General features: G+C 67.5%; 18 protein-coding genes. 9 read left to right on the top strand and 9 right to left on the bottom strand.

Features of this window, described 5'->3' with window-relative positions; all coding sequences use genetic code 11:
• The first annotated feature begins 172 nt into the window (after positions 1 to 172).
• Positions 173 to 2,071 carry a D-arabinono-1,4-lactone oxidase gene (locus tag CYFUS_RS01375; protein WP_095983566.1) on the top strand — a complete coding sequence of 633 codons (1,899 nt, stop codon included), beginning with the start codon at positions 173 to 175 and terminating at the stop codon, positions 2,069 to 2,071.
• Between the two features lie 133 nt (positions 2,072 to 2,204).
• On the opposite strand, the gene CYFUS_RS01380 is transcribed toward CYFUS_RS01375, so the two are convergent.
• On the bottom strand, positions 2,205 to 2,942 hold the full coding sequence (locus CYFUS_RS01380) for a GNAT family N-acetyltransferase (RefSeq protein WP_095983567.1): 738 nt from the start codon (positions 2,940 to 2,942) through the stop codon (positions 2,205 to 2,207).
• Positions 2,943 to 3,171: 229 nt separating this feature from the next.
• Here CYFUS_RS01380 and CYFUS_RS01385 point away from each other — a divergent pair, with 229 nt between their 5' ends.
• On the top strand, positions 3,172 to 4,731 hold the full coding sequence (locus CYFUS_RS01385) for a methyl-accepting chemotaxis protein (protein WP_095983568.1): 1,560 nt from the start codon (positions 3,172 to 3,174) through the stop codon (positions 4,729 to 4,731).
• Between the two features lie 8 nt (positions 4,732 to 4,739).
• On the opposite strand, the gene CYFUS_RS01390 is transcribed toward CYFUS_RS01385, so the two are convergent.
• The 3 genes from CYFUS_RS01390 to CYFUS_RS01400 all read right to left on the bottom strand — a co-directional run bounded on the left by CYFUS_RS01390 (position 4,740) and on the right by CYFUS_RS01400 (position 10,315).
• Positions 4,740 to 5,414, bottom strand: coding sequence for a hypothetical protein (locus CYFUS_RS01390; RefSeq protein WP_095983569.1), 675 nt, complete (start codon positions 5,412 to 5,414; stop codon positions 4,740 to 4,742).
• Positions 5,411 to 7,474 (bottom strand): AAA family ATPase, encoded by a 2,064-nt coding sequence (locus CYFUS_RS01395; RefSeq protein WP_095983570.1) that lies wholly within the window; start codon positions 7,472 to 7,474, stop codon positions 5,411 to 5,413. The genes CYFUS_RS01390 and CYFUS_RS01395 overlap by 4 nt, the downstream gene beginning before the upstream one ends.
• 147 nt (positions 7,475 to 7,621) lie before the next feature.
• Positions 7,622 to 10,315, bottom strand: a complete 2,694-nt coding sequence (locus tag CYFUS_RS01400; protein ID WP_095983571.1) for an AsmA family protein — start codon at positions 10,313 to 10,315, stop codon at positions 7,622 to 7,624.
• Positions 10,316 to 10,598: 283 nt separating this feature from the next.
• Here CYFUS_RS01400 and CYFUS_RS01405 point away from each other — a divergent pair, with 283 nt between their 5' ends.
• On the top strand, positions 10,599 to 10,955 hold the full coding sequence (locus tag CYFUS_RS01405; protein WP_157758168.1) for a hypothetical protein: 357 nt from the start codon (positions 10,599 to 10,601) through the stop codon (positions 10,953 to 10,955).
• A 4-nt stretch (positions 10,956 to 10,959) separates the two neighbouring features.
• Here CYFUS_RS01405 and CYFUS_RS01410 read toward each other — a convergent pair whose 3' ends face one another.
• From CYFUS_RS01410 to CYFUS_RS01425, 3 genes are all read right to left on the bottom strand, one after another.
• Positions 10,960 to 11,859, bottom strand: coding sequence for a hypothetical protein (locus tag CYFUS_RS01410; RefSeq protein WP_157758169.1), 900 nt, complete (start codon positions 11,857 to 11,859; stop codon positions 10,960 to 10,962).
• Between the two features lie 133 nt (positions 11,860 to 11,992).
• A complete protein-coding gene (locus CYFUS_RS01415; protein WP_095983574.1) occupies positions 11,993 to 12,373 on the bottom strand; it encodes a DUSAM domain-containing protein in 381 nt (126 codons plus the stop codon).
• Positions 12,374 to 13,101: 728 nt separating this feature from the next.
• Complete coding sequence (locus CYFUS_RS01425; protein WP_232537296.1) at positions 13,102 to 14,805, bottom strand: lamin tail domain-containing protein; 1,704 nt, start codon at positions 14,803 to 14,805, stop codon at positions 13,102 to 13,104.
• Positions 14,806 to 15,033: 228 nt separating this feature from the next.
• Between CYFUS_RS01425 and CYFUS_RS01430 the strand changes: the two genes are divergently transcribed.
• Positions 15,034 to 16,227 (top strand): glycosyltransferase, encoded by a 1,194-nt coding sequence (locus CYFUS_RS01430; RefSeq protein WP_095983576.1) that lies wholly within the window; start codon positions 15,034 to 15,036, stop codon positions 16,225 to 16,227.
• 7 nt (positions 16,228 to 16,234) lie between these two features.
• Here the strand turns inward: CYFUS_RS01430 and CYFUS_RS01435 are convergent, their stop codons facing one another.
• A complete protein-coding gene (locus CYFUS_RS01435; RefSeq protein ID WP_095983577.1) occupies positions 16,235 to 17,026 on the bottom strand; it encodes a cyclase family protein in 792 nt (263 codons plus the stop codon).
• A gap of 176 nt (positions 17,027 to 17,202) precedes the next feature.
• On the opposite strand from CYFUS_RS01435, the gene CYFUS_RS01440 reads away from it, so the two are divergent.
• The gene (locus CYFUS_RS01440; protein ID WP_095983578.1) at positions 17,203 to 18,192 is read left to right on the top strand and encodes a fumarylacetoacetate hydrolase family protein; all 990 of its coding nucleotides are present in this window, start codon (positions 17,203 to 17,205) and stop codon (positions 18,190 to 18,192) included.
• 11 nt (positions 18,193 to 18,203) lie between these two features.
• Here CYFUS_RS01440 and CYFUS_RS01445 read toward each other — a convergent pair whose 3' ends face one another.
• Positions 18,204 to 19,124, bottom strand: a complete 921-nt coding sequence (locus CYFUS_RS01445) for a LysR family transcriptional regulator (RefSeq protein ID WP_095991735.1) — start codon at positions 19,122 to 19,124, stop codon at positions 18,204 to 18,206.
• A 110-nt stretch (positions 19,125 to 19,234) separates the two neighbouring features.
• On the opposite strand from CYFUS_RS01445, the gene CYFUS_RS01450 reads away from it, so the two are divergent.
• Genes CYFUS_RS01450 through CYFUS_RS01465 form a run of 4 tightly spaced genes read left to right on the top strand, consistent with a single transcriptional unit; the run spans position 19,235 to position 22,886 of the window.
• On the top strand, positions 19,235 to 20,392 hold the full coding sequence (locus tag CYFUS_RS01450; RefSeq protein ID WP_095983579.1) for an alpha/beta hydrolase family protein: 1,158 nt from the start codon (positions 19,235 to 19,237) through the stop codon (positions 20,390 to 20,392).
• A 26-nt stretch (positions 20,393 to 20,418) separates the two neighbouring features.
• Positions 20,419 to 21,372, top strand: coding sequence for a VOC family protein (locus CYFUS_RS01455; protein WP_095983580.1), 954 nt, complete (start codon positions 20,419 to 20,421; stop codon positions 21,370 to 21,372).
• 11 nt (positions 21,373 to 21,383) lie between these two features.
• Positions 21,384 to 21,740: a Rieske (2Fe-2S) protein gene (locus CYFUS_RS01460; RefSeq protein WP_232537297.1), complete on the top strand. Its 357-nt coding sequence runs from the start codon at positions 21,384 to 21,386 to the stop codon at positions 21,738 to 21,740.
• A gap of 21 nt (positions 21,741 to 21,761) precedes the next feature.
• Complete coding sequence (locus tag CYFUS_RS01465; protein WP_095983582.1) at positions 21,762 to 22,886, top strand: FAD-dependent oxidoreductase; 1,125 nt, start codon at positions 21,762 to 21,764, stop codon at positions 22,884 to 22,886.
• Positions 22,887 to 22,973: the final 87 nt, after the last annotated feature.

Below are 22,973 nucleotides of genomic sequence, written 5' to 3' on the forward strand. Positions count from 1 at the left end.
GAAGGCTTCCGGGCGGTGAAGCCAGACGAGTGTTCAATTCGTCACGAATGCGTTTCGGGCCAGTGTCTGTGTGAAATGCTTCACGAGGAGTGTGTGAGTCGGATCACAGCATGGGCTAATGACATCCCCTAGTCTTCCTTCTCGCGAGGCGTTCAACCGGAGGGGAAAAGACATGGTAGCCATCAGCCTGGGGGAAGAGTCCGGAGCGACGAGGAGCACCCGAGTCACCCGCGCGATCGTCACCATCGAGAGGGATGCGGACGGCTTCTACCGGCCCGCCAGCGAGGAGGCGTTGATCGCCCTGGTGAAGAAGGCCCATGCCGAGGGCAAGCAACTGCGGGTCCGGGGCTCGGCGCACTCGGTCGCCGCCGCCATCTACGCGGATCCGCTCGTCACCGGGGACGGCGCGATCGATCCGGCGAGCGCGCCTGCCTCCGACGCCATCCATGTCCTGCTCAACAACTACCGGGGCATGCGGGTGGTGGATGCCGGGCAGCGGCTCGTGGAGGTGGAGGCGGGCGTGAACCTGGGGGTGGATCCGGAGGACCCCAGCGGCACGTCCACCCAGGAGAACAGCCTGCTCTTCAATCTCTGGCGGCTGGGCTGGACGCTGTCGGACCTGGGCGGCATCACCCACCAGACCGTGAGCGGTTTCTTCTCCACGGGCTCGAGTGGCGGCTCGCTGAGCTGGTCCGTCTATGACGACATCCAGAGCTTGCGGATGATCGACGGACGGGGCGAGGTGTACGAGGTGGATCGGGACCGGACGCCCGAGGACTTCCAGGCCACCGTCACGTCCATGGGTCTCTTGGGAATCATCTCCAAGGTGGTCCTGCGCTGCGTGCCGACGTTCAACATCACTGGCCAGGAGGCCATCACCCGCGTGGCGGACGCGTCGGTGGACTTGTTCGGAGAGGGGAGCCCCGAGCGTCCCTCGCTGGCGCGATTCCTGGAGCGCACGGAGTACGCGCGCCTGGAGTGGTTCCCGCAGCGCAAGGGGGAGCGGCTCGTCGTCTGGCAGGTCCAGCGCATCGAGCCGGAGCCGGGTTTCCGGCCCGTCCGTTATCAGGAGTTCAGCGGCGACCCCGAGCTGTCCCAGGTCTTCGTCTGCTTGTTCTTCACCCTGCTGGGCAATCTGGATGACCTCCGGGCGGCCCGCTCCAAGCTGGAGCCCATCTTCGAGCAGGTGGACGAGGAGCTCATCCAACGCCTCGCGTGCCTGGGCCGGGTGGGCCAGCCCCTGGTCGAGGCCCTCACCCTGGCGTCGGAGGGGGCCCTGGACGCGGCCATCGAGGTGCTCGCGCTCGCGGCCCCACTGCTGCGCAAGGAATTGCCGAACCTCATGGGAATGGCGCTCGACACGTTCCTGCCGCTGGACTCGCGCAAGAAGGGTCGGGACAAGGGCGAGCCCCAGTGCTTTCGCGATTGGAGCTGGCGGGGCCTGCCCATGGACAACCAGGTCATCGGCTCGCTGATGCCCACCACGTTCACGGAGCTGTGGATTCCCCTCTCGTACACCCAGCGGGCCATGAAGCTGTTGAAGGACTACTTCGACGAGCCGGCCTCGGCCCGGGAGGCCCTGCGGCGCACGGGCACGTATGCCATCGAACTCTACGGCGCTCCTCCCAATCCGGCGTGGATGAGCATGTCCTACAGTGATGGAAAGGACGTGTGGCGCGACGGCGTGCTGCGCATCGACTTCTATTGGTTCCAGGGGAACGCGGGCGATCCGGCCGAGGTCTTCTATCCCCAGTTCTGGAAGCTGTTCCGGGACAATGGCATCCCCTTCCGTCTGCACTGGGGCAAGGGCCAGCCCGTGGGGAGTCAGGAGGAACTGGCGGACTGGGCCGCCTTCTTCCGCGGCCAGTACGCCCGGTGGGATGACTTCCTCGAGCGCCGGCGGAAGCTGGATCCGAACAACATCTTCCTCACCCGTTACTGGCGCCAGCGCTTCGATCTGTCGCACCTGCCCGCGCCCCAGCCGCGCGAGGACGTCGGGACGCCGCTCATCATGATCATCCGTGGGTGCTCACCGCGAGCCGCTTCCAATCGCTGCTGCGCTTCGCGGTGAACGTCAACCTCGTCTTCTTCGCGTTCGAGACCGCCCTGCTGCTGCGGTCCCGCGCGAGCTGAGGGCGGGGCCTACGCCACCCACCCCTTGCCGCGTTGCGTAGAGGACACTCGGCGGGGCCAAGGCACGCCGGCTAGTCGTCCGCTGGCTTGGGTGCTCCCTTGGCGGCCGTCTTTTTCCGGCTTCCCCCGGAAACCGCGCGCACCAGGCGTGCCTTGCGGCCAGAGGTGAGGGTGGGGGCGTCGCCCTCCTGGGGGAGGGGGCCGGCGTTGGGCGTGCCCTCGACGGGCTTGGTGGGACGGGGCTTGATGCGGCGCGGGGGCAGCAGGTCCGGCTCGCCGGGTACCTTCTGGGCGAGGAAGATGGCGGCATCCAGCTTGGTGAAGTTGCGCGTGCGGTACCAGGTGAGCGCGGACTCGTTGTTCTCCGCGACTTCCAGCACCAGGTGGGTGCACCCCCGGGTGCGCGCCAGGTGCTGGAGCTGCTCGAGGATGAAGCTGCCCACGCCCCGGCCCTGGTAGTCCGGGTGCACGGCGAGCTCCTCGACGAAGAGCGGCCGCATGCCCCGCTTCTCGAACCAGCGCGGGTTGACCCAGTTGTCGTCCCCCGAGGCCTCGAAGGCGCACTCGGAGTAACCCACGATCTCCCCCTGCACCTCGTAGACGAGCTGTTCGATCCACTCGGAGGAGTACACCTCGAGGAAGCGGCGCTTGGAGCGGGGCCGTTGGTATTCCACTGTCTCCCGGTTGACGTCCCGGAAGACGAGCTTGAGGAACTCCCAGGCCCGGTTGAGGTCGCGGCGGTGGATGCGGCGCACGCGGACTTCCAGGGGCCCCTTGTGGGAGGGAGCGGGCGATTTCGTCTCGGCCATGATCCACGTCCTAGCCGACTCGTCGTGGCGATGCGCGAACAACCGTATGAGAGGGCAGGCGAGGGGCGTACGGCCGTTCGGGGAGGGGGCTTTTCCGGGCGTGGGCATCCGCTATCCTTGAGGACGCGGCCACCCTGGCCCGCCAAGAAAGGGGTCTCATGCCCAGGCGTCGTACGCCCCCGGTTCGGAGCGTCCGTCCGGACTCCATGTCGAGCACGAGGGTGAACGGATGACGTTCAAGCAGAAGGCTTCCATCCTGCCCATGGTGGCCACGCTCTTCCTCCTGCTCATCCTGGCGATCGTCTTGTTGGTGGGACGGGACGTGTACCGGCTGAACGCGCGCATCATCCATGGCTACTCGCCCGCGATCGCCTCGATGCGGCAGTTCGACTCGCTGGCGTCGCTGTTGCGCTGGCACCTGCGCGACCAGTCCCCCGAGGGAGACGCGGCGCGCCGGGCGGCGATGCTGCAACTGGCGGGGGAGTTCGAGCGGGAGCTGACGCGCGTGCAGGACAATCCGGTGATGGAGCCGGGGCGGTTGCGGATGATGCGCGAGGCCTTCGAGGCGTTCTGGATGGTGTCCCAGCGCGCCGGGCCCGGGGACATGGAGCTGGTGATGGAGCGCCACGCGGCGCTGCTCCAGGTGCTGCGCGGCGCGGGGGATTGGGCCCAGGCGGGGCTGGAGCGCTCGCTGGAGGAGGTGGCCCTGCTGCACCGCTGGCGTCAGGGCTGGGTGCTCAGTCTGGGGCTGCTGTGCGTGCTGGTGTTGGGGGGGCTGTCGGTCTGGCTGGCGCGCGGGGTGGTGGGGCCGCTCACGCGCCTGACGGCGGTGACCACGCGCATCGCGACCGAGGGAGACCTGTCCCAGCGCATCGACGTGGACTCGCGGGACGAGCTCGGCGAGCTGGCGCGGGGCATCGAGGCGCTGGTGATGCGGCTGCGCACGGTGCCGGTGACGCTGCGGGGCACGGTGGACGAGCTGACGTGGGCGGCCGGGCGGCTCACCGAGGCGAGCCAGCGACAGGTGACGTTCCTGGGCCACCTGTCCAACTCCCTGGCCGAGGTGGAGGGGATGACGCAGCAGATCGCCCAGACGGCGAGCCAGGCGGCGGGGCGGGCCGAGGTGGTGCTGAAGGTGGCGGGGCAGGCGGATCAGTTCAGCGCCCTGGGGCGGGGCTCCATCGAGACCAGCGCGCGGGGGTTGCAGCAGTTGAGCACGCGCGTGGAGGAGATGATGCGCAGCGTGGCGAACCTGTCGGAGCAGGCGGCGCGCGCGGGGGAGATCATCGGCAGTGTGCGCGACCTGGCGGACCAGTCGAACGTGCTGGCGCTCAACGCCTCCATCGAGGCGGCGCGCGCGGGCGAGGAGGGGCGGGGCTTCGCGGTGGTGGCGCGCGAGATGCGAGCGTTGAGTGGCCAGTCGCTGCAGAGCACCCAGCGCATCGGGAAGATCCTGCTGGAGATCAACCAGGCCATCCGCAACGCGGTGTCGATCGCGGAGCAGGACAGCCAGCAGGTGGAGGCGGGCATCTCCCAGGTGATGACGTCGGCGGACCGGCTGAAGGAAATCACCACGGTGGTGAACGAGAGCGGCAAGGCGGCCCGGCAGATCGTCGCATCGGTGAAGCAGCAGAACGTGGGCATCGAGCAGCTCCACCAGGTGATCGCCACGTTGACGGACCGGATGAGCGCGGTGTCCGAGTCGACGCGGGACGCGGAAGCGGCGGTGGGCCAGGTGAACCAGTCCCTGGACAAGCTCAAGCAGGTGGCGGCCCGCTTCCACGACTGAGCGGGCCTTCAGATCGAGGCGAGATCCTCCACGATGTCACGAAGGTAGCGGTTGGACTCGAAGACGACGCTCCGGAGCGATTCTTCCTGGGCGATGTGTTGGAGATATTTTGGACCGTCGATGGCCTTGGCGTAGCCACGGGTCCTGGTCCGGGTCCGACTGAAACGTTCCTTGACGATTTCGGCCGCGTCCCGTCTGGCGCAGACATCGGGGATGGACTCCCCGAGCCCGAGCCGATCGGTGACGGGGAGGATGAGGGTCTCTTGCTCCCACACGAGGACATGGGGATGGAAGCCATCACGAATGGTGGCCCATTGCTCCTCGGGTTTGCCTCCCCGCGCGAGGGTTCTCATGCTCGCCTGGATGGTGGTGATGAACGGAGGGAGGGAGTGGTCGTACGGCTCGCGAGGTGCTTGAACGCCGAGCTGGGGCAGGTTCCAGGCATTGCGCGCGTCAATCACATAGAACACGTGGTCGATTCGCGGTTTGTAATGGAACCGGAACATCTCGTACTTGCGGCGCTGGTCGAGCAACTGGGTGTTGCCGTTGACGGTGGAGCGCTGGAGCGGGAAATGCAGGGGTGGCTTTCCCTGGGACCGACGTCGATGTTGCGCTTCGGCTCGGAGGACGGCTTCCAAGCCACCACCGGTTTTATCCTCGGTGATGATGTGGACGCTCGTCATGGGGTGGAGTCCCACCCTTCGAGTTCGCGACGCATCTCCCGGAGACTGAAGCTCTTGAGCCACTCGCGGAGTTGATCCGCCTCGGGACGAACGAGGCGTGCTTCCTGCTCCTCTCGTCTGGCCACCACGACGCACTCCGGTGCATCGTCCAGGAGCCCGATGAGCGCATCGGATTGGGTGGTGAGCAGGATGGGGTGTCGCTCGGACAGGGAGCGCGCCGCGCCCATCAGGCGCATGAGCGCGTCGGGGTGCAGATGGGCCTCGGGTTCATCCAGGGCGATGAGCGCGCTGCCCGGCTGGAAGAGCGCACACAGACTGGCCAGGAAGTGGAGCGTTCCATCGGACAATTCCGAGGCATCGAATTGCCCGCCATTCACCTCGTCCCAGAAGAGCTGGACGGTTCCCCGGCCCACGGCGGGAAGACGCAGATCCTTCAGCGAGGGAAAGGCGAGGCGGACGATGTTCACGAAGTCCTGCCAGTCCTCGGGTCGTTCCTCACGCAGGGCGAAGAGGGCCGCGGGGAGGTTGTTGCCCGTGCGTTCCAGACGTGCGCCGGGCTCGAGCCTCACGGGCCGGCGCATGGGGACCGATTCCGGATCCGCCCAGGATGCGCCCGTGCGGAAATAGGGGTACACGGCGATGGCCGCGAGTGCGGCCCGCGCCTGCTGCACCAGCGGATTGCGGATGCCTCCCAACTGGGAGATCAGCGCCTCACGCTCGTTGGACACGGGTACTGCCGTCCCCGAGAGCTTCGCCTGGGTGGCCACCCGGGAGAGAACGGGCACCCACGCGCCCTGGACGTACTCGGCGAGTTCTTCCTGCTCCACGGCGAAGTCATAGGAGCCCACCGCACCGAGCTGGAGCCGGAATCGCAACGCATGGCCTGTTGCGGTTCGCAGCTCCGCTTCCAGGAGGAGGGGCGCCATGGCTCCTCGTGATTGGAGGGCGCGGATGCCACTTCGGCGCTGGACCAGCCCGGTGGCGAGCTCCCCGCGCGCGGCCTCCGAGAGCAATTGGAGCGCATCGAGCAGGGAACTCTTGCCACTCTGGTTGGGTCCGACAATGACCGAGAGGGGCGGGTCGAAGCGGAGTTCCGCCGAACGCAGCAGGCGAAAGGACTGGACCCGGAACGCGGTGAGCCGGGTGTCCTCGGCAATCTCCGGACCGATGTCCGGGGCTGGAGTTCCGAGGATACTGACGATCTGGGCGCCGTGTTGGTGTTGGACTTCCGCTCGCAGGGATATCGCGGGTGCGCCCGAGAGGTAGAGATTGATGAAGAGGGGTCTCTTGTCTTTGAACTCGAAGACGGATGTGTAGGTGCATGTCCCCGAAGTGGATTCGGGACCAGACAGCCACCGGAGTGTCTTGGAGTCGAGCCGCTGATCCTGCTGCGTTCCCTCGATGTTGAGAATGAAGCGAGACGTATCCAGGCCAGGGAGTCCCTCGACCTCGACGCGCAGTCGTGATGCTTCGCTTTGGGCTGTCATCGAGAGCACCGGCCATGGTGCACAGAGCGCGAGCACCGCATGTTCGCTCTTCTCGCTGTTGAGCCCCGTGAACGCTCGAATCAGTCGGTGGAGAGAGGCATAGGCATATTCCGACTCGACGGCGATCTCCCTGTCCACATTCTTGGTGGCGGGACCCAGCAATTGTTTGATCGCTGCTCCGCGTCCCTCGGTGTATGTGCCCAGGCCAAACTCCCTCCGCGAGGAATCCGTGTCCCACCAGGCGACGGACTGGCTCGAGACCGTCAAGTGGATGGGTGTGGAGAGGCGGGGTTGTTCGCTGAAAGGTTGTTCGATTGTCCCGGAGTCAATGCTCGCGAGGAGGGTTCCGAGGTCCTTCATGGAGCCGAGCCATTGGCGCGCGGAGACGAGACTCGTGTCCAGTGGATCCAATACAGGCGGTGTTGCCGCCTTGCGGACGAGGACCGCGCTGAGCGCGATGACCATCATGGGCGCCGCCTGGCTCCAGACCACCCCCAGGCGGATACCGTCGTATCCCGAGGCTTGCGCCAGTTGCTCGGCGTCATCGCGGAATTGCTGAAGGTTCGCGTTCACGGGGAGCGCACCCTAACATGGCACCTCACGCGCTCGTCCCCGTTTTGCCCCGCCTGCGCGTCCCCCATGACCGCGACCGGTGGGGGGCCTCGACGGCTGGCACCCCTCCCGGTCATCGCTTCCGGCCGCTCCTGAGACCCGAGCGGCTCAGCGCTTGAAGATGCCCTTGAGCTTGTCCTTCGCCGCCTGCTCGGCCTTCTTGCGCGCGGCCTCCGCTTCCTGGCGGGCCTTCTCCTCCAGCTCCTGCTTGCGCTTCTCCGCCTCGGCGCGCGCGGCCTCCTTCGCCGCGTCCGTACCGCCGGTGATGATCTGGCCCACCTGCTTGCCCTTGTCTCCGAGCAGGCCCGTGGCCGCGCCCGCCGCCGCCAGCTTCGCCAGGGTCGTGACGGCCGGCATCACGTCCAGCCCCGTCACCTCGGGGCTCCACGCCTTGCCCGTGAGCTTCATCGCCACCGGCAGGGCCTCGGGGGGGGTCACCTTGCCGAGCGTCAGCTTCTGCACCAGCGGTGGCTGGAGGTTCACCGAGCCCGCCAGGTCCAGCGTGCCATCCAGCCGGATGCCGCCATCGAAGCTCATCGCCGCCTCCGGCCTGGTCCAGGTGATGGGCTTGGACAGCTGCGCCACGCCGTTGGCGATCTTCACGCCGAAGGGCAGTTGCTCGGCCAATTGGGTCACGCCCTCGCTGCTCAGCGCCTTGCCCGCGAAGGGCAGCGCCTTGACGAGCGGGCCGGATACCACCGCGGGCAGGTCCGCGCCGAAGAACACGCCGCCCGCGAGGTTGCCCTCGATGGCGCCCGCGAGCCGCTCCTTGAGGCTCTCGGACTCGTAGCCCACGCCCTGCAGGTTCATCTGGCCGTTGAACCTGCCGCCCAGCACCTTCTTGGGCACGCGCGAGGAGAGTGCCTCCGCCATGTCCATGTCCTTCACTTCCGCCTTCAGATCGAAGGGCCGCTGCGCCGCCGCGGGCCCCAGCCGCACCGAGCTGCCGCTCGCCGAGACCGTGCCGCCGTACACCCCCGTGGTGAAGCGCTCCACGGTGATGAGGTCATCCACCATCTTCACGTCCACGAACATGTTGGAGAAGTCCATGTCGCTCATCCGCAGCGCGCCAATCTCCAGGTGCACGTCGCCGCGCATGCCCTTGAAGCGCTGGGGATCCGACGGGGGCTCCTCGGTTGGCTTCTTGTCCTCGCCCTCGGCGGCCGGCTCGTCCTCCACCATCAGCTCGTCCGCGTTGAGGCGCGGGCTCTTCATGGACAGGGCGAATGTCGTCGTCTGCTTCGCGCCCTCCCCCGCCAGCGCCACCGACGCCGTGCCCGACATGGTGGCGTCGAGTAGCGCCACGTGCAGCCGGCTCAGGTCCACCTTGAGGGGCGACTTGCCGCTCTCGGGCTGGTAGGTGCCCGCGGTGTCCACGGTGAAGGTCTGCCCCGGGCGCTTGTTGAGCAGGCCGCCCGGACGCATGTCCACGCCCCCGAGGTCCGTCTTCGCCTCGAAGCGCAGCGCGCCCCCGCTGGCCGCGGCGCCCGTCACCCGGGCCGTCAGCCGCATGGGGCCGCCCTTCTCCTTGGAGAGCTGCTCGGGGATGCGCAGCCGCACCGGCGTCAGGTCCACGTCCACGTTCAGCGCCTGCTCCTGCTGCGTCCCTTCCGCCTTCACCACCAGGCCCACGGGGCCCGCCACCTGGTTGGCCAGTGACTTGCGCAGCGGCGGGTAGTACTCGGCGAGCAGCTCGGGATCGAGGTTCTCTCCCACCAGCTCGAAGTCCTTCATGGACGGCGTCTCCGAGAGCAGTCCCTTCACCTCGCCCTTGCCGGTGAGGCGCGCCGGGCCGAGCTCCAGGAGCAGCTTCTTGAGCGACAGATCTCCCGCCTTCATGTCGCCCGACACGTCGGTGTCCACCACCACGTCGAGCGCCTTGCCGCCCTCGGCGCCCGCGAAGCGCAGGCCCCGGGCCTGGAGTCCGCCCTGGAGCGACGTGGGGCCGTTGCCCCCGGGCACCGCCGCGCCCAGCTCCGCCTTCCAGTCCGCGCGCAACGAGCCCGCCTGGAGTCCTACCTCGGGGCCGAGGAAGGGCCCCAGCGGCGTGAGATCGATGGGCTCGGACTGGATGATCAGCCGCTCGGGCACGGGGATGAGCGAAGCGGGCAGCGGCGCCGCGTTCAGGGTGACGTGGAAGTTCTGCTTGTCGGCGAGCACCGCGGCGTGGAGCACCACCTCCAGGGGCTGGCCCGCGCGCAGGTCCTTCACCTCCACGTCGAGGTCGTTGATGGCCAGCTCGCGCGGCTGCTCGCCCGTGCGGTCGATGAGGCGCAGGGTGGCGTCGGTGATCGCCGCCCGGTCCACCCGCACGCCGGACAGGTCCGTTGGCGTGTCGTCGGTGGGGGCGGGCTCCTCGGCCGGGGGCTGCTCGGCGAGCTTGTCCTGCACGCGCGAGACGTTGGTGGTGCCGTCCGGCAGGCGCACGTAATTGAGGGTGAGACCGGACACCTCGGCGTTCTTCACCTGGATGTCCTTGCCCCCCGAGGTGATGGCGGGCCAGAGCGCCACCGCCACCTCCAGGCGCTTCATCTCCACGAGCGGCACCGGCTCGCCCTCGGCGGCGCCCACCACGACGTTCTCCACCTCGGCGCCCACGGAGGGCAGCAGGCGGGTGGACACGTCCCCAATCTCGATGGGCCGGCCGAGCTGCTTCGCGTAGGTGGCGGCCTCGGCGCGGGCGCGCTCGAGCAGGAAGGCGTCGAGCCGCCACAGGGCGATGGCTCCGGCCACGACGAACAACAGGACGACGCCGCCCAGGATGTAGGGCCAGCGCTTCTTCTTCGGCGGTTGTTGCGACATCACTCGGTTCCTCCTCCCGCGAGCGGGAATCGGGGGGATGCTCGAAGCTCCAGCGGGCGAGCAGGGGACGCCTTAGCCCAGGAGGGCCGCGCCCGCACGTGTCGCATGCACGGAGACGGGGCCGGGAACGGGGAAGATGACATACACCCCAGGACGCGCCCGGCCCGGAAACATGCATGAACACGGCCGGGGGCCCCGCCCGCCCGGCTGTCCAGTGGACGGGACAGTCGGAGCGAGGGGACTTCCCCTCGGGAACCATTCACCCCACCTTGAAGGCGGGTGGATGTGTGCAGCCCGCGAGGCGGACATGGCCAACAAGCGCAAGGAAGCAAAGGCAGAGTCGGCGCCCCAGCGCCCGGCGGTCAAGCGTCGGCGTCAGGCACCCGCGGGGCGCATCGCCCGGCGTCGAGACCCGGTGGACACCCCGGCGCCCCCCCTGGCCCTGGACGAGCACTCGGTGCAGGTGCGCGAGCAGATCGAAGCGGCGCTCTTCGAGGCCCTGCGCATGCGCGAGGACATCGAGCAGCGCATCGAGCTGGGACTGCACGAGGACCAGCCCCGCCGTGTCCTTCCGGCCCGGACGGGTGTCGTGTCCTCGACGAGAGCGGGGAGCCCGGGACGCGCCCGGGCCCAGAAGTAGACACTCAGGGAGCGCCCAGGCCCAGGCGGATCTGCTGGAGCGCGGCCTCGAGCTGAGCGGTGTAGTCCTCGCCCGAGTCGTCGTCGATGAAGCGATGGCCGGGCACCCGGAAGTACGAGGAGCGGGTGTAGGCGTCCTGGAGGAAGCGGAGCTGCTGCTCGGGGTCCAGCTCCCGCCAGCTCCGGCCCTGCCGGAGGGCCTGGCGCCAGTGGGCCTTCTTCGCGAACCAGCGCCCGCCCAACGTCTGGCAGGTGTAGTCGGTTCCTCCATGCTGGTACTGCCAGACCCGGGTGAGTTCGCGCACCAGCAGGTGGAGGGGCCGCTGCACCCCGCCCGTGGACGGGAGGGGCTCCCCCGAGGGCACATACAGGGTGTAGCCGAGGACGAAGGGGCGGCGCGGGAGCGCGAGCAGGCCCAGGCGCCCGGTCTTGATGCACACCCGCTCGTAGTCGATGCTGCCGCCGAACACCTTGCGCAGCTCCATGAGTTGCCGCGCGCCGAGGGGACAGCCCGGCGTCTCGAGGCCGAGCTTCGTCTGCACGCCGCTCACCAGCCGTCCGCCCACGCTCAGCGGGGCATCGAGCGCGAGTCGTATCAGGCTCGCGATGCCCTGCCTCAACCGCGCGCCGCCCAGGAGGAGGTGGCCCCGGGCGAGGGCACCCAGTCCGAGCCCGAAGCAGCGCAGGGCCTCGCCGGAGTTCTTCAGGGCGCCGATGCCCGCGCTCACCAATCCCTGTCGTAGCAGGGCGCCGAGCCCCTCGCCGGGCAAGGTGGGGCGGCGCGTGGCGCGGTGAGGTGGGGCGAGGTGTTGCCGGGAGGAATCACCCCGGGCGGCTACCGGGGAATCGGTGGGGGTTTCGGGGCGGGGGACGAGGGAGAGACGGGGAGCGGGGCGGGCACGCATGGCACCTCCAGGGAAGCGAGCAACCCAGGCCCCGTACGATTGCCCTCCCGGTCACGGGTGGACACCCGCCCCGGGGTTCGGGATGCGTGCCCACCCGTCAACAGCCGCCCTCTCAGGGTTGCGCTATGGGGCGCTAATCCTCTGGGTCATCCACGTAATCAAGTGCGATTTCGGCCTGTTCCCGGTAGAGGGGTACGACCTCAACAGCCAACACTGCTTCCAGCATCTCTTTCGCTCCGGCCACATCTCCTGCTTTCTTGCGGCGGGCGGAATCAACGAGCGCCCGGGATAGCCGCCGACTTCCCTCGAAAATCCGGCGACGCATCTCTCGTATGAGTGTTTCCGCTCCGGAGGAGGTGCGCAATGCGCGTTCCGCGTCGTCATGGCTGATAGCGACATCCCGCGCCACTCGCCGACAGAGATCGTGCACTTCGGCGTTTGGTTCTATCCCCTCGTTCCGCTCGAGCCTGGCATACAACCCAAGAACCTTGTCCCAATCGTGGGGCTCATCCATTCCTGCCTCACCTCGTTTTCTGCCAGCACATCTGAAAGGGCCATTGGTGCTGTCCCTCGCACCACCGGAAGCAGTCATAGCAGTTACCGACCCAGCGCGGTTTCTTCTGATCTCTGCACTGAACGAAGAGGTCTCGGCAGTGCTCCCGCCATCCCTCGTCTGGGTCATCCGCCTCTTCTCCCGCTCCCTCCTCTGCCCCTCGTCGTAGAGCGTTCTCGACCACTACCCCGACCCCTATCACCACCCCGGCCCCTATCGCTTCCTCTATGTCCGCGGCAGTGGCACCGCACGCTCCTGCCGGATCGTATGGATGCTTTTGAATGCAGCAGGTCATGGTGTTGTTTCCACAGTCGCTCAGGCCCACAGCGGCAGTACCAGTTGAGCAACCCAATACGAGCACGCTCCACATCACAGCCATTCCGAGAACGATGGCCTCTTGTTGGCGCGCACCGTAAATGACGCGAGCGGTGGACTCGCTGGAAGTGGTCGTGTCGAACATAAAAAATCCGTGCCGCGTCAATCGCCGATGCGGATTGGTGTGATGCAGAGGTGGTGCTGTGTCAACGTGCCATGTTCTTGATTTGGCCGTGACAGGGTCGGCCATCACAAAGGGAAGCCCGGATTGATGCTTTTCGCCATGCATCAATCCGGGACAGGTCCCCTAAACGACTGGGGATGTACTTTCTCTCCCCCTTCCATGGAGAAAGGGGGAGGCGGGGTGACGCGGTTCAGAAGGCGGTGCCGTTGGCGCGCTTGCCCGGGGAGGAGGAGGTGCTGGCCACGCTCGTGTGCAGCGAGTACGAGGTGCCGGTGACGTCCGGGTTGCGGTTGAAGGACACGCCATCCGTGCCGGAGAGCGAGGAGGCGTAGGTGACGGTGTCCGCGGTCGTGCCCGCCGAGTTCTTGAGCGTCACGGTGTCGCCGCTGTTGCTCAGGTTGAGCTGGGCGGTGGAGGCGCCCACGGCGTTGGTGACGCCCGAGGGGATGCCCGCGGCGGCGCCGAACACGACGATGGCCTTGCCCGCGGCGAGGCTCGTGCCGCTGGCGAAGGTGTGGCGCGTACCGGTGGCATCCGAGAGCGTCCAGCCGGAGAGGTCCGCGGCGGCGGTGCCGGTGTTGACCAGCTCGATGAACTCGCCGTTCACGTCCGAGCCGGCCTCGTTGGCGAGCACCTCGTTGATGATGACCTTGGCGGAGCCGCCGCCACCGGACGAGGTGAGGGTGAAGGCCGCGTCGCTCGAGTCGGTGAGGGCGGAGTTGGAGGCATCGCTCACGCGCACGCGGGCGGTGGTGGTGGCGGTGGTGGGCACCGTCCAGGAGTAGCTGCCCGCGGAGGCCGGGGTGCTGGAAGTGAGGGTCGTCCAGGTGGAGCCGTTGAGCGTGTACTCCAGCTTCACGTTCGTCACGCCCGAGGCGGACCAGGAGATGGCGTACGTGCTGCCCGTCGTCCAGCTCTCACCGCCATTGGGCGAGAGCACGGTGATGCCCGCGGTGGTGGTGTCCGAGGGGACGAGGAAGTCCTTGATGATGGCCATGTGCTGCATGTTGGTGGCGCCGCTGTCCGTGCTCTGCGCTGGGGAGATGTCCGACAGGGGCGAGTACACGCGCGTGTCCACCACGAGGCCCGCGCTGAAGGAGCTGGAGCCGATGACGGTGGACGTCTGGTAGGTGCGCAGGGCGCTGTTCACCAGCACATGGTCATACGGCTTGGCGCGGCTGGCGTTGGTGTTGACGTTGCCATTCTTGTCCGCCGGGTAGGGGCTCGCGGTGGAGACCACGGAGGAGAAGGTGGAGAAGAGCGCCTCGCTCCGGGAGTCGGAGTTGAAGTCGCCGCCGATGGCGAGGAAGTCCCCCGTGGGCACGTTGGCCTTGATGAAGTTGACGAGGTTGGTCGCCTCGGTGTTGCGCACGGTGCTGCTCGAGGTGAGCAGGTGCACGCTCACCACCCAGAGATCCTTGGGGCCGGGGATGTCGATGCGCGCCCAGGCGAAGTCGCGGTTGTCCACCTGGTTGTCGTCCCACTCGCCCGAGGCGATGATGGGGTAGCGGCTGATGACGCCGTTGGGGATCTGCGCGCCGGCTTCGCGGTAGTAATAGAAGCTCGAGCCGAAGGCGGAGTTGACGAAGGAGCGGATGGACGTGGCGGAGTTGTCGCCGTAGTTGAACTCCTGGATCATCACCACGTCGGGCCTGGTGCCCTGGAAGATGCGGATGCCTTCGCCCGGGTCATAGCTCTGGTTGTTGCCGCTGGAGATGTTGGCGGCCATCAACCGCACCCGGGTGGTGCCGGCCAGCTCCGCCTCCTGGATGCTCGTGGCGCCCTCCTGCGCTTCCTCCTGGGGTGTGGCTCCGCACGCCATCAGGGTGAAAGCCAGGGCGCTGGAGAGCCAACGGCGGTCGAGGGGCGTGTACCAGTGTGAGGTTTTCGTCATGCGCACGAGGGGGATCCTGCTCCGGCGTCCGGATGCGGTGAGGGGAGAACGGAGCGCGAGTCGCTCCGCTCTCAGATTATCGCCGCCTGAGAAGGAACTGTTGCATTACGGTTTATTAACAAGGGGGCTGTAAGCGCCCGGACCCTGAGTGGGGCCACCGTGGTTGGAAGTGCACTGTCGGTGGCGAGGGGTTAGATGCGCGCCTTCCTTCCACGAGGTGTCGCATCCATGCGCGTGCTCTTCTCTTCTCTTTCCGGAACGGGTCACTTCCATCCGCTGGTGCCCACGGCCCGGGCGCTCCAGAAAGCCGGCCACGAAGTGGCCTTCGCCGTCCCCGCGCCGTTCCAGCCGGTGGTGGAGGCCAATGGGTTTGGCTCCTTCGCGGCGGGTGTCGGCTTCGACGCGGTGGTGGGGACGGATCCCCAGGAGATCCAGAAGCGGCAGGAGATGATGATGAGGGCGGATGCCTCCACGCGGCTGGAGATGATGACGCGCATGTTCGTCGACGGCTTCGCGCGCCGGAAGCTGCCGGACCTGATGGCGCTCTGTGAGCGCTGGCGGCCGGAGCTGATCGTCCGCGAGTCCATGGATCTCGCGGGGGCCCTGGTGGGCGAGAAGCTGGGGATTCCGCACGCCTCCATCCAGGTGGGAGGCGGTTTGATTGGCGGTGCCGATCAGCCGCTCTTCGTCCAACGCATGGAGGCGGTGCGCGTGGAGTTCGGCCTGAAGCCGGATCCGGAGCTGCGCGAGCCCTTCCGCCACCTGCACCTGTCGTTCATGCCCGGTTCCTACTTCGAGAACCGGCTGCCACCGACGACGCGCTACCTGAAGCTGGAGGTGTTCGACCAGTCGGGTTCCGAGGGGCTGCCCGAGTGGGTGTCCAGGCTGGGTGGGAAGCCGGTGGTGTACGCGACGCTGGGCACGGCGTTCAACAAGCTGGTCCACCTGCTGGGCACCATCGCCGAGGGACTCCGGGAGGAAACGGTGGAGCTCATCATCACGGTGGGGAGGGATTTGGATCCGGCGGTGCTCGGGCCGCAGCCGGCGCACGTGCACGTGGAGCGCTACATTCCCCAGTCGCTCCTGTTGCCGCGGTGTGACCTGGCCATCATGCACGGGGGCTACAACAGCGTGATGAGCGCGCTGTACGCGGGGCTGCCGGGCATCATCATGCCGATCGCGGCGGATCAACCGCTCAACGCCCAGGCGTGCGAACGGATCGGCATCGCGCGGGTGGTGATGCCGGACACGCTCACGCCGCAGCTCATCCGCCAGCAGGTGCGGGAGATGCTCGCGGACGGCACGTACCGCGAGCGTGCGCGGCGCTTGCAGTCCGAGGCCCTGGCCTTGCCGGGGCTGGAGCATGGCGTGGCCTTGTTGGAGCGGCTGGCTCGGGAGAAGACCTTGCCCGCTGGCAGCTGAAGTCTGCTCAAGCCTGCGCGTTGAAGATGGCGACGGCGCGCGTGAAGCCCGCCGAGCCATTCTTGATCTTGTAGGGGAAGCAGGCGACCGTGTAGCCGAAGGGTGGCAGTTGGTCGAGGTTCGTGAGCTTCTCCATCTGGCCGTAGCCGATGTCGCGGCCGGCCTTGTGGCCTTCCCAGATGATGGACGCGTCGCCCGTCTTCGCGAACCGCTCCCGCGTGTACTTGAACGGTGCGTCCCAGCTCCAGGCGTCCGTGCCCACCACGCGCACTCCTCGCTCCAGCAGGTAGAGGGTCGCCTCGCGGCCCATGCCGCATCCGGCCTCCAGATAGCCGGGCTTGCCGTAGAGCACCGCCGCGGAGGTGTTCACGAGCACGATGTCCAGGGGCCGGAGCGTGTGGCCGATGCGCTCGAGCTCCGCCTCGACCTCCGCGGCCGTGACCACATGCCCGTTGGGCTTGTCGCGGAAGTCCAGCTTCACGCCCGGACGGAAGCACCAGTCGAGTGGCAGCGCCTCGATGCCGTAGGCCGGCTTGCCACCATCCGTGGTCGAGGCGTAGTGCCAGGGCGCATCCATGTGCGTGCCATTGTGCGCGATGAGTTTCATCCGCTCGCCCGCCCAGCCCTCTCCCGCCGGCAGGTGCTCGGGGGTGAGGCCCGGGAACATCGTGGCCATCTCCTTCGCGCCCTCCGCATGATCCGAATACTCGATGTGCGGCAGGAGCGTGGGCGGGTCCGTGTACTCACTGTTCTCGAGCGTGACGGAGAGATCGACGAAGCGCAGCCCCTGCGTGTTCATGTCCTGGCCTTTCAAGCGGATGGCTCACGTCCGAGCCCTGTCCGGCCGGGAAGATCGCTCACTTCGAGTGCGAGAGGGAACGCGGTTGTCGCGATACGAAGCATCGGCGGCGCCGATGGGTGGAATCGGTACATCCGACTTCCCGGGCTCCTGGCGGCGGTCTATGCCACTCCGTCATGAAACTGGGAACGCTCAAGAACGGAACCCGGGACGGGATGCTGGTGGTCGTCTCGCGCGACCTGCGCCGGGCGGTGCACGCTCGTTCCATCGTGTCGACGATGCAGGACGCCATCGAGAACTGGGCCCAGGTCGAGCCCGCCCTGCGAGCGCTCTATGACGCGCTGAACGCGGGGAGCGCGCCCAAGGCGTTCGACTTCGACCCGGCGGCCGCGGCGGCTCCCCTGCCTCGGGCCTACCAGTGGTGCGACGGCTCGGCCTTCCTGAACCATGGCCGGCTCATGGAGAAGGCTTTCGGCATTCCCCCTGTCCCCGACTTCGAGACCGTCCCCTTGATGTACCAGGGCGCCTCGGATGACTTCCTCGGGCCCCGGGACGATGTCCCACTTCCGAGCGAGGCTCACGGCATCGACTTCGAGGGCGAGTTCGCCATCATGGTGGACGACGTGCCCATGGGCTGCACGGCCGAACAGGCTCCGGGTCACATCAAGCTGTTGCTCCAGGTGAATGACGTCAGCCTCCGCGTCTTCACCCCCATCGAGATGAAGAAGGGCTTCGGCTTCCTCCAGGCCAAGCCCTCGTCCAGCTTCGCGCCCGTCGCCGTGACTCCCGATGAACTCGGCGGTGCCTGGACGGATGGACGCGTGCACCTGCCGTTGCGCGTGCGCTGGAACGGCGCGTGGTTCGGGCACCCGAACGGTGGGGAGATGAACTTCAGCTTCCACCAGCTCATCGCGCATGCGGCGGCGACGCGCCGGTTGGGAGCGGGGACGGTGATTGGCTCGGGGACGGTTTCCAACGCCGATTCCAGCGTGGGCTCCGCCTGCATCGCCGAGCGCCGGGCCCTGGAGATGATCGCGCACGGCAAGCCGGTCTCCGGCTTCATGCGTTTCGGGGACACCGTGCACATGGAGGTCCTCGACGCCAATGGCCACAGTGTCTTTGGCGCGATCGACCAGAAGATGGTCTCCGCTACGCCTACGCCTTGAGCCGGCGGGGCTCAGGTGCCCGGGTTGGGGCTCTGCCCGGCCACACATGTCTGGAATAGCTCGCGCATCCAGCGCACCCCGGGGTCGTCCTCGAAGTAGCGGCTCCACTGGAGCATCTCGACCAGGGGTGGGAATTCGATGGGCAGTGGCAGGAGGCGCAGTGGCAGCAGCCGCGCATAGAGCCGGGCCAGGCGGGAATGCATCGTCGCGACCAGGTCCGTGCCGACGAGCAGGTGGGGCACGGTGCAGAAGCTGGGGACGGTCACCTCGATCCGGCGCTCGTGGCCGAACCGCTCCAGGAAGCCCTGTTCGGCGGACGGCGCCTGTTTGCTGAGCGTGACGCCGATATGCCCCAACTCCAGGTACTGCTCGAGTGACAGGGTGTCGCCGAGCCGCGTATTGCCCGTCCAGATGGCGCAGCAGTAGGTCTCCTCGAAGAGGGCTTCCTTGGGATGGAGATCCTGGGTGTGCGTGTCGGGCGTGATGATGAAGTCGAGCTCTCCCCGTTGGAGCGCCTCGCCCATGGCCGTCCCCGGGGCGGTGAGCTCCAGCGAGATTCCCGGCGCCACGCGCTGGAGCCGGCGCACCACGTCCGCGAGCAACACCTCCGTGACGTAATCGGAGGTGACGATCCGGAACGTGCGCCGGGCCGACGCCGGGTCGAAGCTGGGCTTCGCCTCGACCGCTGACTGGATGCGCAACAGGATGTCCCGGACACTCTGCGCGAGGCTCTCCGCCCGGGGTGTCGGAACCATCTGGCGTCCGACCTGCACCAGGAGCTCGTCGCCGAAGAACTCTCGCAGCCTCCCGAGCGCGCCGCTCATGGCGGATTGGCTCATGTGCAACCGGGCCGCCGCCCGAGAGACATTCCGCTCCTCGAGCAGGACGTCGAGCGCCACCAGCAGGTTCAAGTCCAGGTTCTGGAACCTCATGGCGTCATCATGCATCGACGGGATCGATACATCGTATCGGAAAATACGCCTTCCCCGATATCTCGGACATCCCTAAGTAGAACCCAGAATCGCCGCGGAGCCGAGGATCCATGTTTCGATACTTCCCCAAGAACTATGTCTGGAATCTGTCGGTCGACCTCGCGATCGAGATGGGCGCGCGCATCGGGGAGATCGAGGAGATGTGCGCGCCGTTGCTCGCCGCTTCGGAGCAGCCGGATGCCGACGGCACGCGTGCCTTCATGCGGACCTGGGTCGCGATGGGGGACAAGCTGCGCGCGCTGGCGGAGGACGACGAGCGCGCCGGCCGGTTGATCTCCGCGGGCGACAAGTTGCAGCGCGCCTCGGTGTACTACCTCACCGCCGAGCGCATGCAGGGTCATGGCAATCCCGAGCGCGCACCGCTGTACGCCCGCGTGCTCGAGACCTTCGAGAAGGGCACGGCGCTGTCGCATGCCAACTGCGAGCGGGTGGAGATCCCATATGAAGGCAAGCACATCGCGGGCCTCTATGTCCGCGCCGAGGGCGTGAGGGGCCGCCAGCCCATCCTGGTGCAGGTGAACGGCTTGGACAGCACGAAGGAGATGAAATACTTCGTGGGCCTGCCGCGCTGGCTGGCGCAGCGGGGGGTGGCGTCGCTGGTGATCGATCAGCCCGGCACCGGCGAGGCGCTGCGCCTGCATGACATGAAGGCGGTGTACGACAGCGAGCGCTGGGCCAGCAAGGTGGTCGACTGGTTGGAGACCCGGGAAGACATCGATGCGCGGCGCATCGGTCTCGAGGGCGTATCGCTCGGTGGCTACTACTGCCCGCGGGCGGTGGCCTTCGAGCCGCGGTTCGCGATGGGCGTGGTCTGGGGCGCGAACCACGACTGGCGCGACGTGCAGAAGAAGCGGCTGCAGAAGGAAGGCAGCTTCCCGGTGCCTCACTACTGGGAACACGTGCGCTGGGTCTGGGGCGCGAAGGACATGGACGACTTCATGCGCATCGCCGAGAACGTGCACCTCGATGGCGTGCTCGAGCGCATCCGGGTGCCCTTCCTGGTGACTCACGGCGAGAAGGACTCGCAAATCCCTCTCAAGTGGGCCGAGCGCACCTACGAACAACTCATCAACAGCCCGAAGCGTGAACTCAAGGTGTTCACCGCGCGGGAAGGCGGTGTGCAGCACAGCAGTTTCGACAACAGCGCGAATGCTGGCGCCTTCATCGCCGACTGGGTCGCTGAAACCCTGGGCGGTCGCACGGCCTGACCTGTTTCCTCAGCAAGGACTCCCTCATGAACATCATCGGACCCGATGCCCTGGTCTTTGGCGTGGATGACGTGGCCGCCTGTAGCCAGTACCTGCTCGACTACGGCCTGCGCGGCGTGGACGTGAACGAGCAGGGCGGTCGCTTCGAGGCGCTCGATGGCACGTACATCGTCATCAAGCACCACGCGGACTCCACCCTGCCGCCCTCGCTGGGCACCGCCAGCCAGCTGCGCGAGACCGTCTACGGCGTGGCCGATAACGCCACCCTGGACGCGATCGCCGCCGAGCTCGGGCGGGACCGCGAGGTGCGCCGCGATGCTCATGGCCGCCTGCACACGGTGGACGACCTGGGCTTCGCGCTGGCCTTCCAGGTGACGGTGCGGCGGCCGCTGACGCTGGTGGGCGAAACCGTCAATGCTCCGGGCAGTGCCGCGCAGCGCCCGGTGAACGCGCTCGGAGTGGATCCGGCCCGGGAGGTGCGGCCGCGGACCTTGTCTCACGTGGTGTATTTCGTGCCCGACGCCGCCAAGGCCGAGGCCTTCTACGTCAAGCGCCTCGGCTTCATCTGCACGGATCGCTTCACCGGCGTGGGCCCGTTCCTGCGCCCGGCCGGCACGGCCGACCACCACACGCTGTTCATGATCCAGACCCCGCCGCGGATGAAGGGCATCGAGCACTTCACCTTCCACCTCGGTGGCCCGACCGAGGTGATGCTGGCCGGCACCCGCTTCGTGGAGAAGGGCTACCAGTCGTTCTGGGGTCCGGGCAGGCACCGCTTTGGCTCCAATTGGTTCTGGTACTTCAACAGCCCGCTCGGCTGCCATGTGGAGTACGACGCCGACATGGACCAGCACGACGAGCGTTGGACCGCGCGTGAAGTGCCGATGAGCGCGGACGCCTCGCAATTGTTCCTGTTTCAGCACCGGGCCAGGTGGGCACCCGTCGGCCCGCCGCCGGCTGGCGCGCCCGGCAAACACTGACACCTCTGGCCATGGAACGCGGGGTCTTCCTGTGCCGGCTCGACGAGCTGCCCGATGGGCAGTCGCGCGGCTTCGATCCGCTGCGGTCCGGCCAGGACTCCGTGCTGGTGGTGCGTCGGGGACGCGAGCTGTACGCCTGGCGCGATGACTGCCCGCACCAGCCCGGTACGGCCATGGCCTGGCGCAAGGACGCCTACCTCAACCGCGATGGCAGCCGCATCGTCTGCCACGCCCACGGCGCGCGGTTCGACATCGCCACCGGCGTCTGCACGCTGGGGCCCTGCCTGGGGCAGGCGCTGACCCGCGTGCCCGTGCTGCTGGATTCCGACGACCACGTCCATGTCGTGCTCCAGACGCAACAAGCCTGAAGAGCCAAGGAGATAGCCAAGATGGCCCGAGTGAACAAGGTATTGATTGTCGGTGGTGGAGTTGGCGGTTTGTCGTTGGCCTCGGGTCTGCGCAACCGTGGCATCGAGGTCGAGCTCGTGGAGGTCAAGAAGGAGTGGACCGTCTACGGCGTGGGCATCATCCAGCAATGCAATGTCATCCGGGCCATGGCCCAGCTGGGGCTGGTCGACCGCTTCCTCGACGCGGGGTTCGCCTACGAGAATGTGGGGCTCTACTCGGCGGCGGGTGAGCTTCAGCGGATGCTGCCTGGGGTGCGAGCGGCGGGGCCGGAGTACCCGGCCAACCTGGGCATCTCCCGGCTGGCCCTGCACAAGGTGCTCAGCTCCACGGCCGCGGAGCGGGGCACCATGATCCGCCTGGGCCTCACGGTCGAGCATCTCCAGCAGGATCCCGATGGCGTGGACGTCCTGTTCACCGACGGCTCGCGGGGCCGGTACGACCTCGTCGTGGGCGCCGATGGGCTCTTCTCCAAGGTGCGGACCATGATCCTTGGAAAGGAGTTGAAGCCACGCTTCACGGGGCAGGCGGTCTTCCGTCACAACTTCCCGCGCGCGCCCGAGATCGACCATCTGGCGACCTTCTATGGGAGAAATCACAACGCCGGGCTCTGCCCGCTCTCCAGGGACCTGATGTACCTGTTCGTGACGTCCGCGGAGCCTGGCAACCCGTGGATGCCGGAGGACCGGCTCGCGGAGCTCATGAGGGATCGTCTGAAGGAGTTCGGAGGCATCATCGGCCGGCTGCGAGAGCAGATCACCGACCCGAAGCAGGTGGTCTACAAGCCCATGGAGGTCATCTTCGTCCCCGAGCCCTGGTTCCGGGGGAGGGTGGTGCTGATGGGCGATGCGGCCCATGCGACGACGCCACACCTCGGGCAGGGGGCGGGCATGGCCGTGGAGGACGCGGTGGTGCTCTCGGAACTGCTCGCGGAGGATGCATCCGTGGAGGCGCTCCTGTCGCGCTTCATGCAGCGGCGCTACGAGCGCTGCAAGTTCATCGTGGAGAATTCAATCCAGATTGGCGACTGGGAGATGCAGGGCGCGTCCCACGCCGACCGGACCGGGGTGGTGAAGAAGATGATGGAGGTCACGGCCCAGCCCCTCTGAACGGAGCCGCTTCCCTGAGCGTACTGGCGCTTGTCGCCACCGCCGATGTATCTGTGACGGGGAGGTGGAGGGCGCGTCCCGCGCCGA

Source organism: Cystobacter fuscus (assembly GCF_002305875.1).
In the GTDB taxonomy this organism is placed as follows: Bacteria; Myxococcota; Myxococcia; order Myxococcales; family Myxococcaceae; genus Cystobacter; species Cystobacter fuscus_A.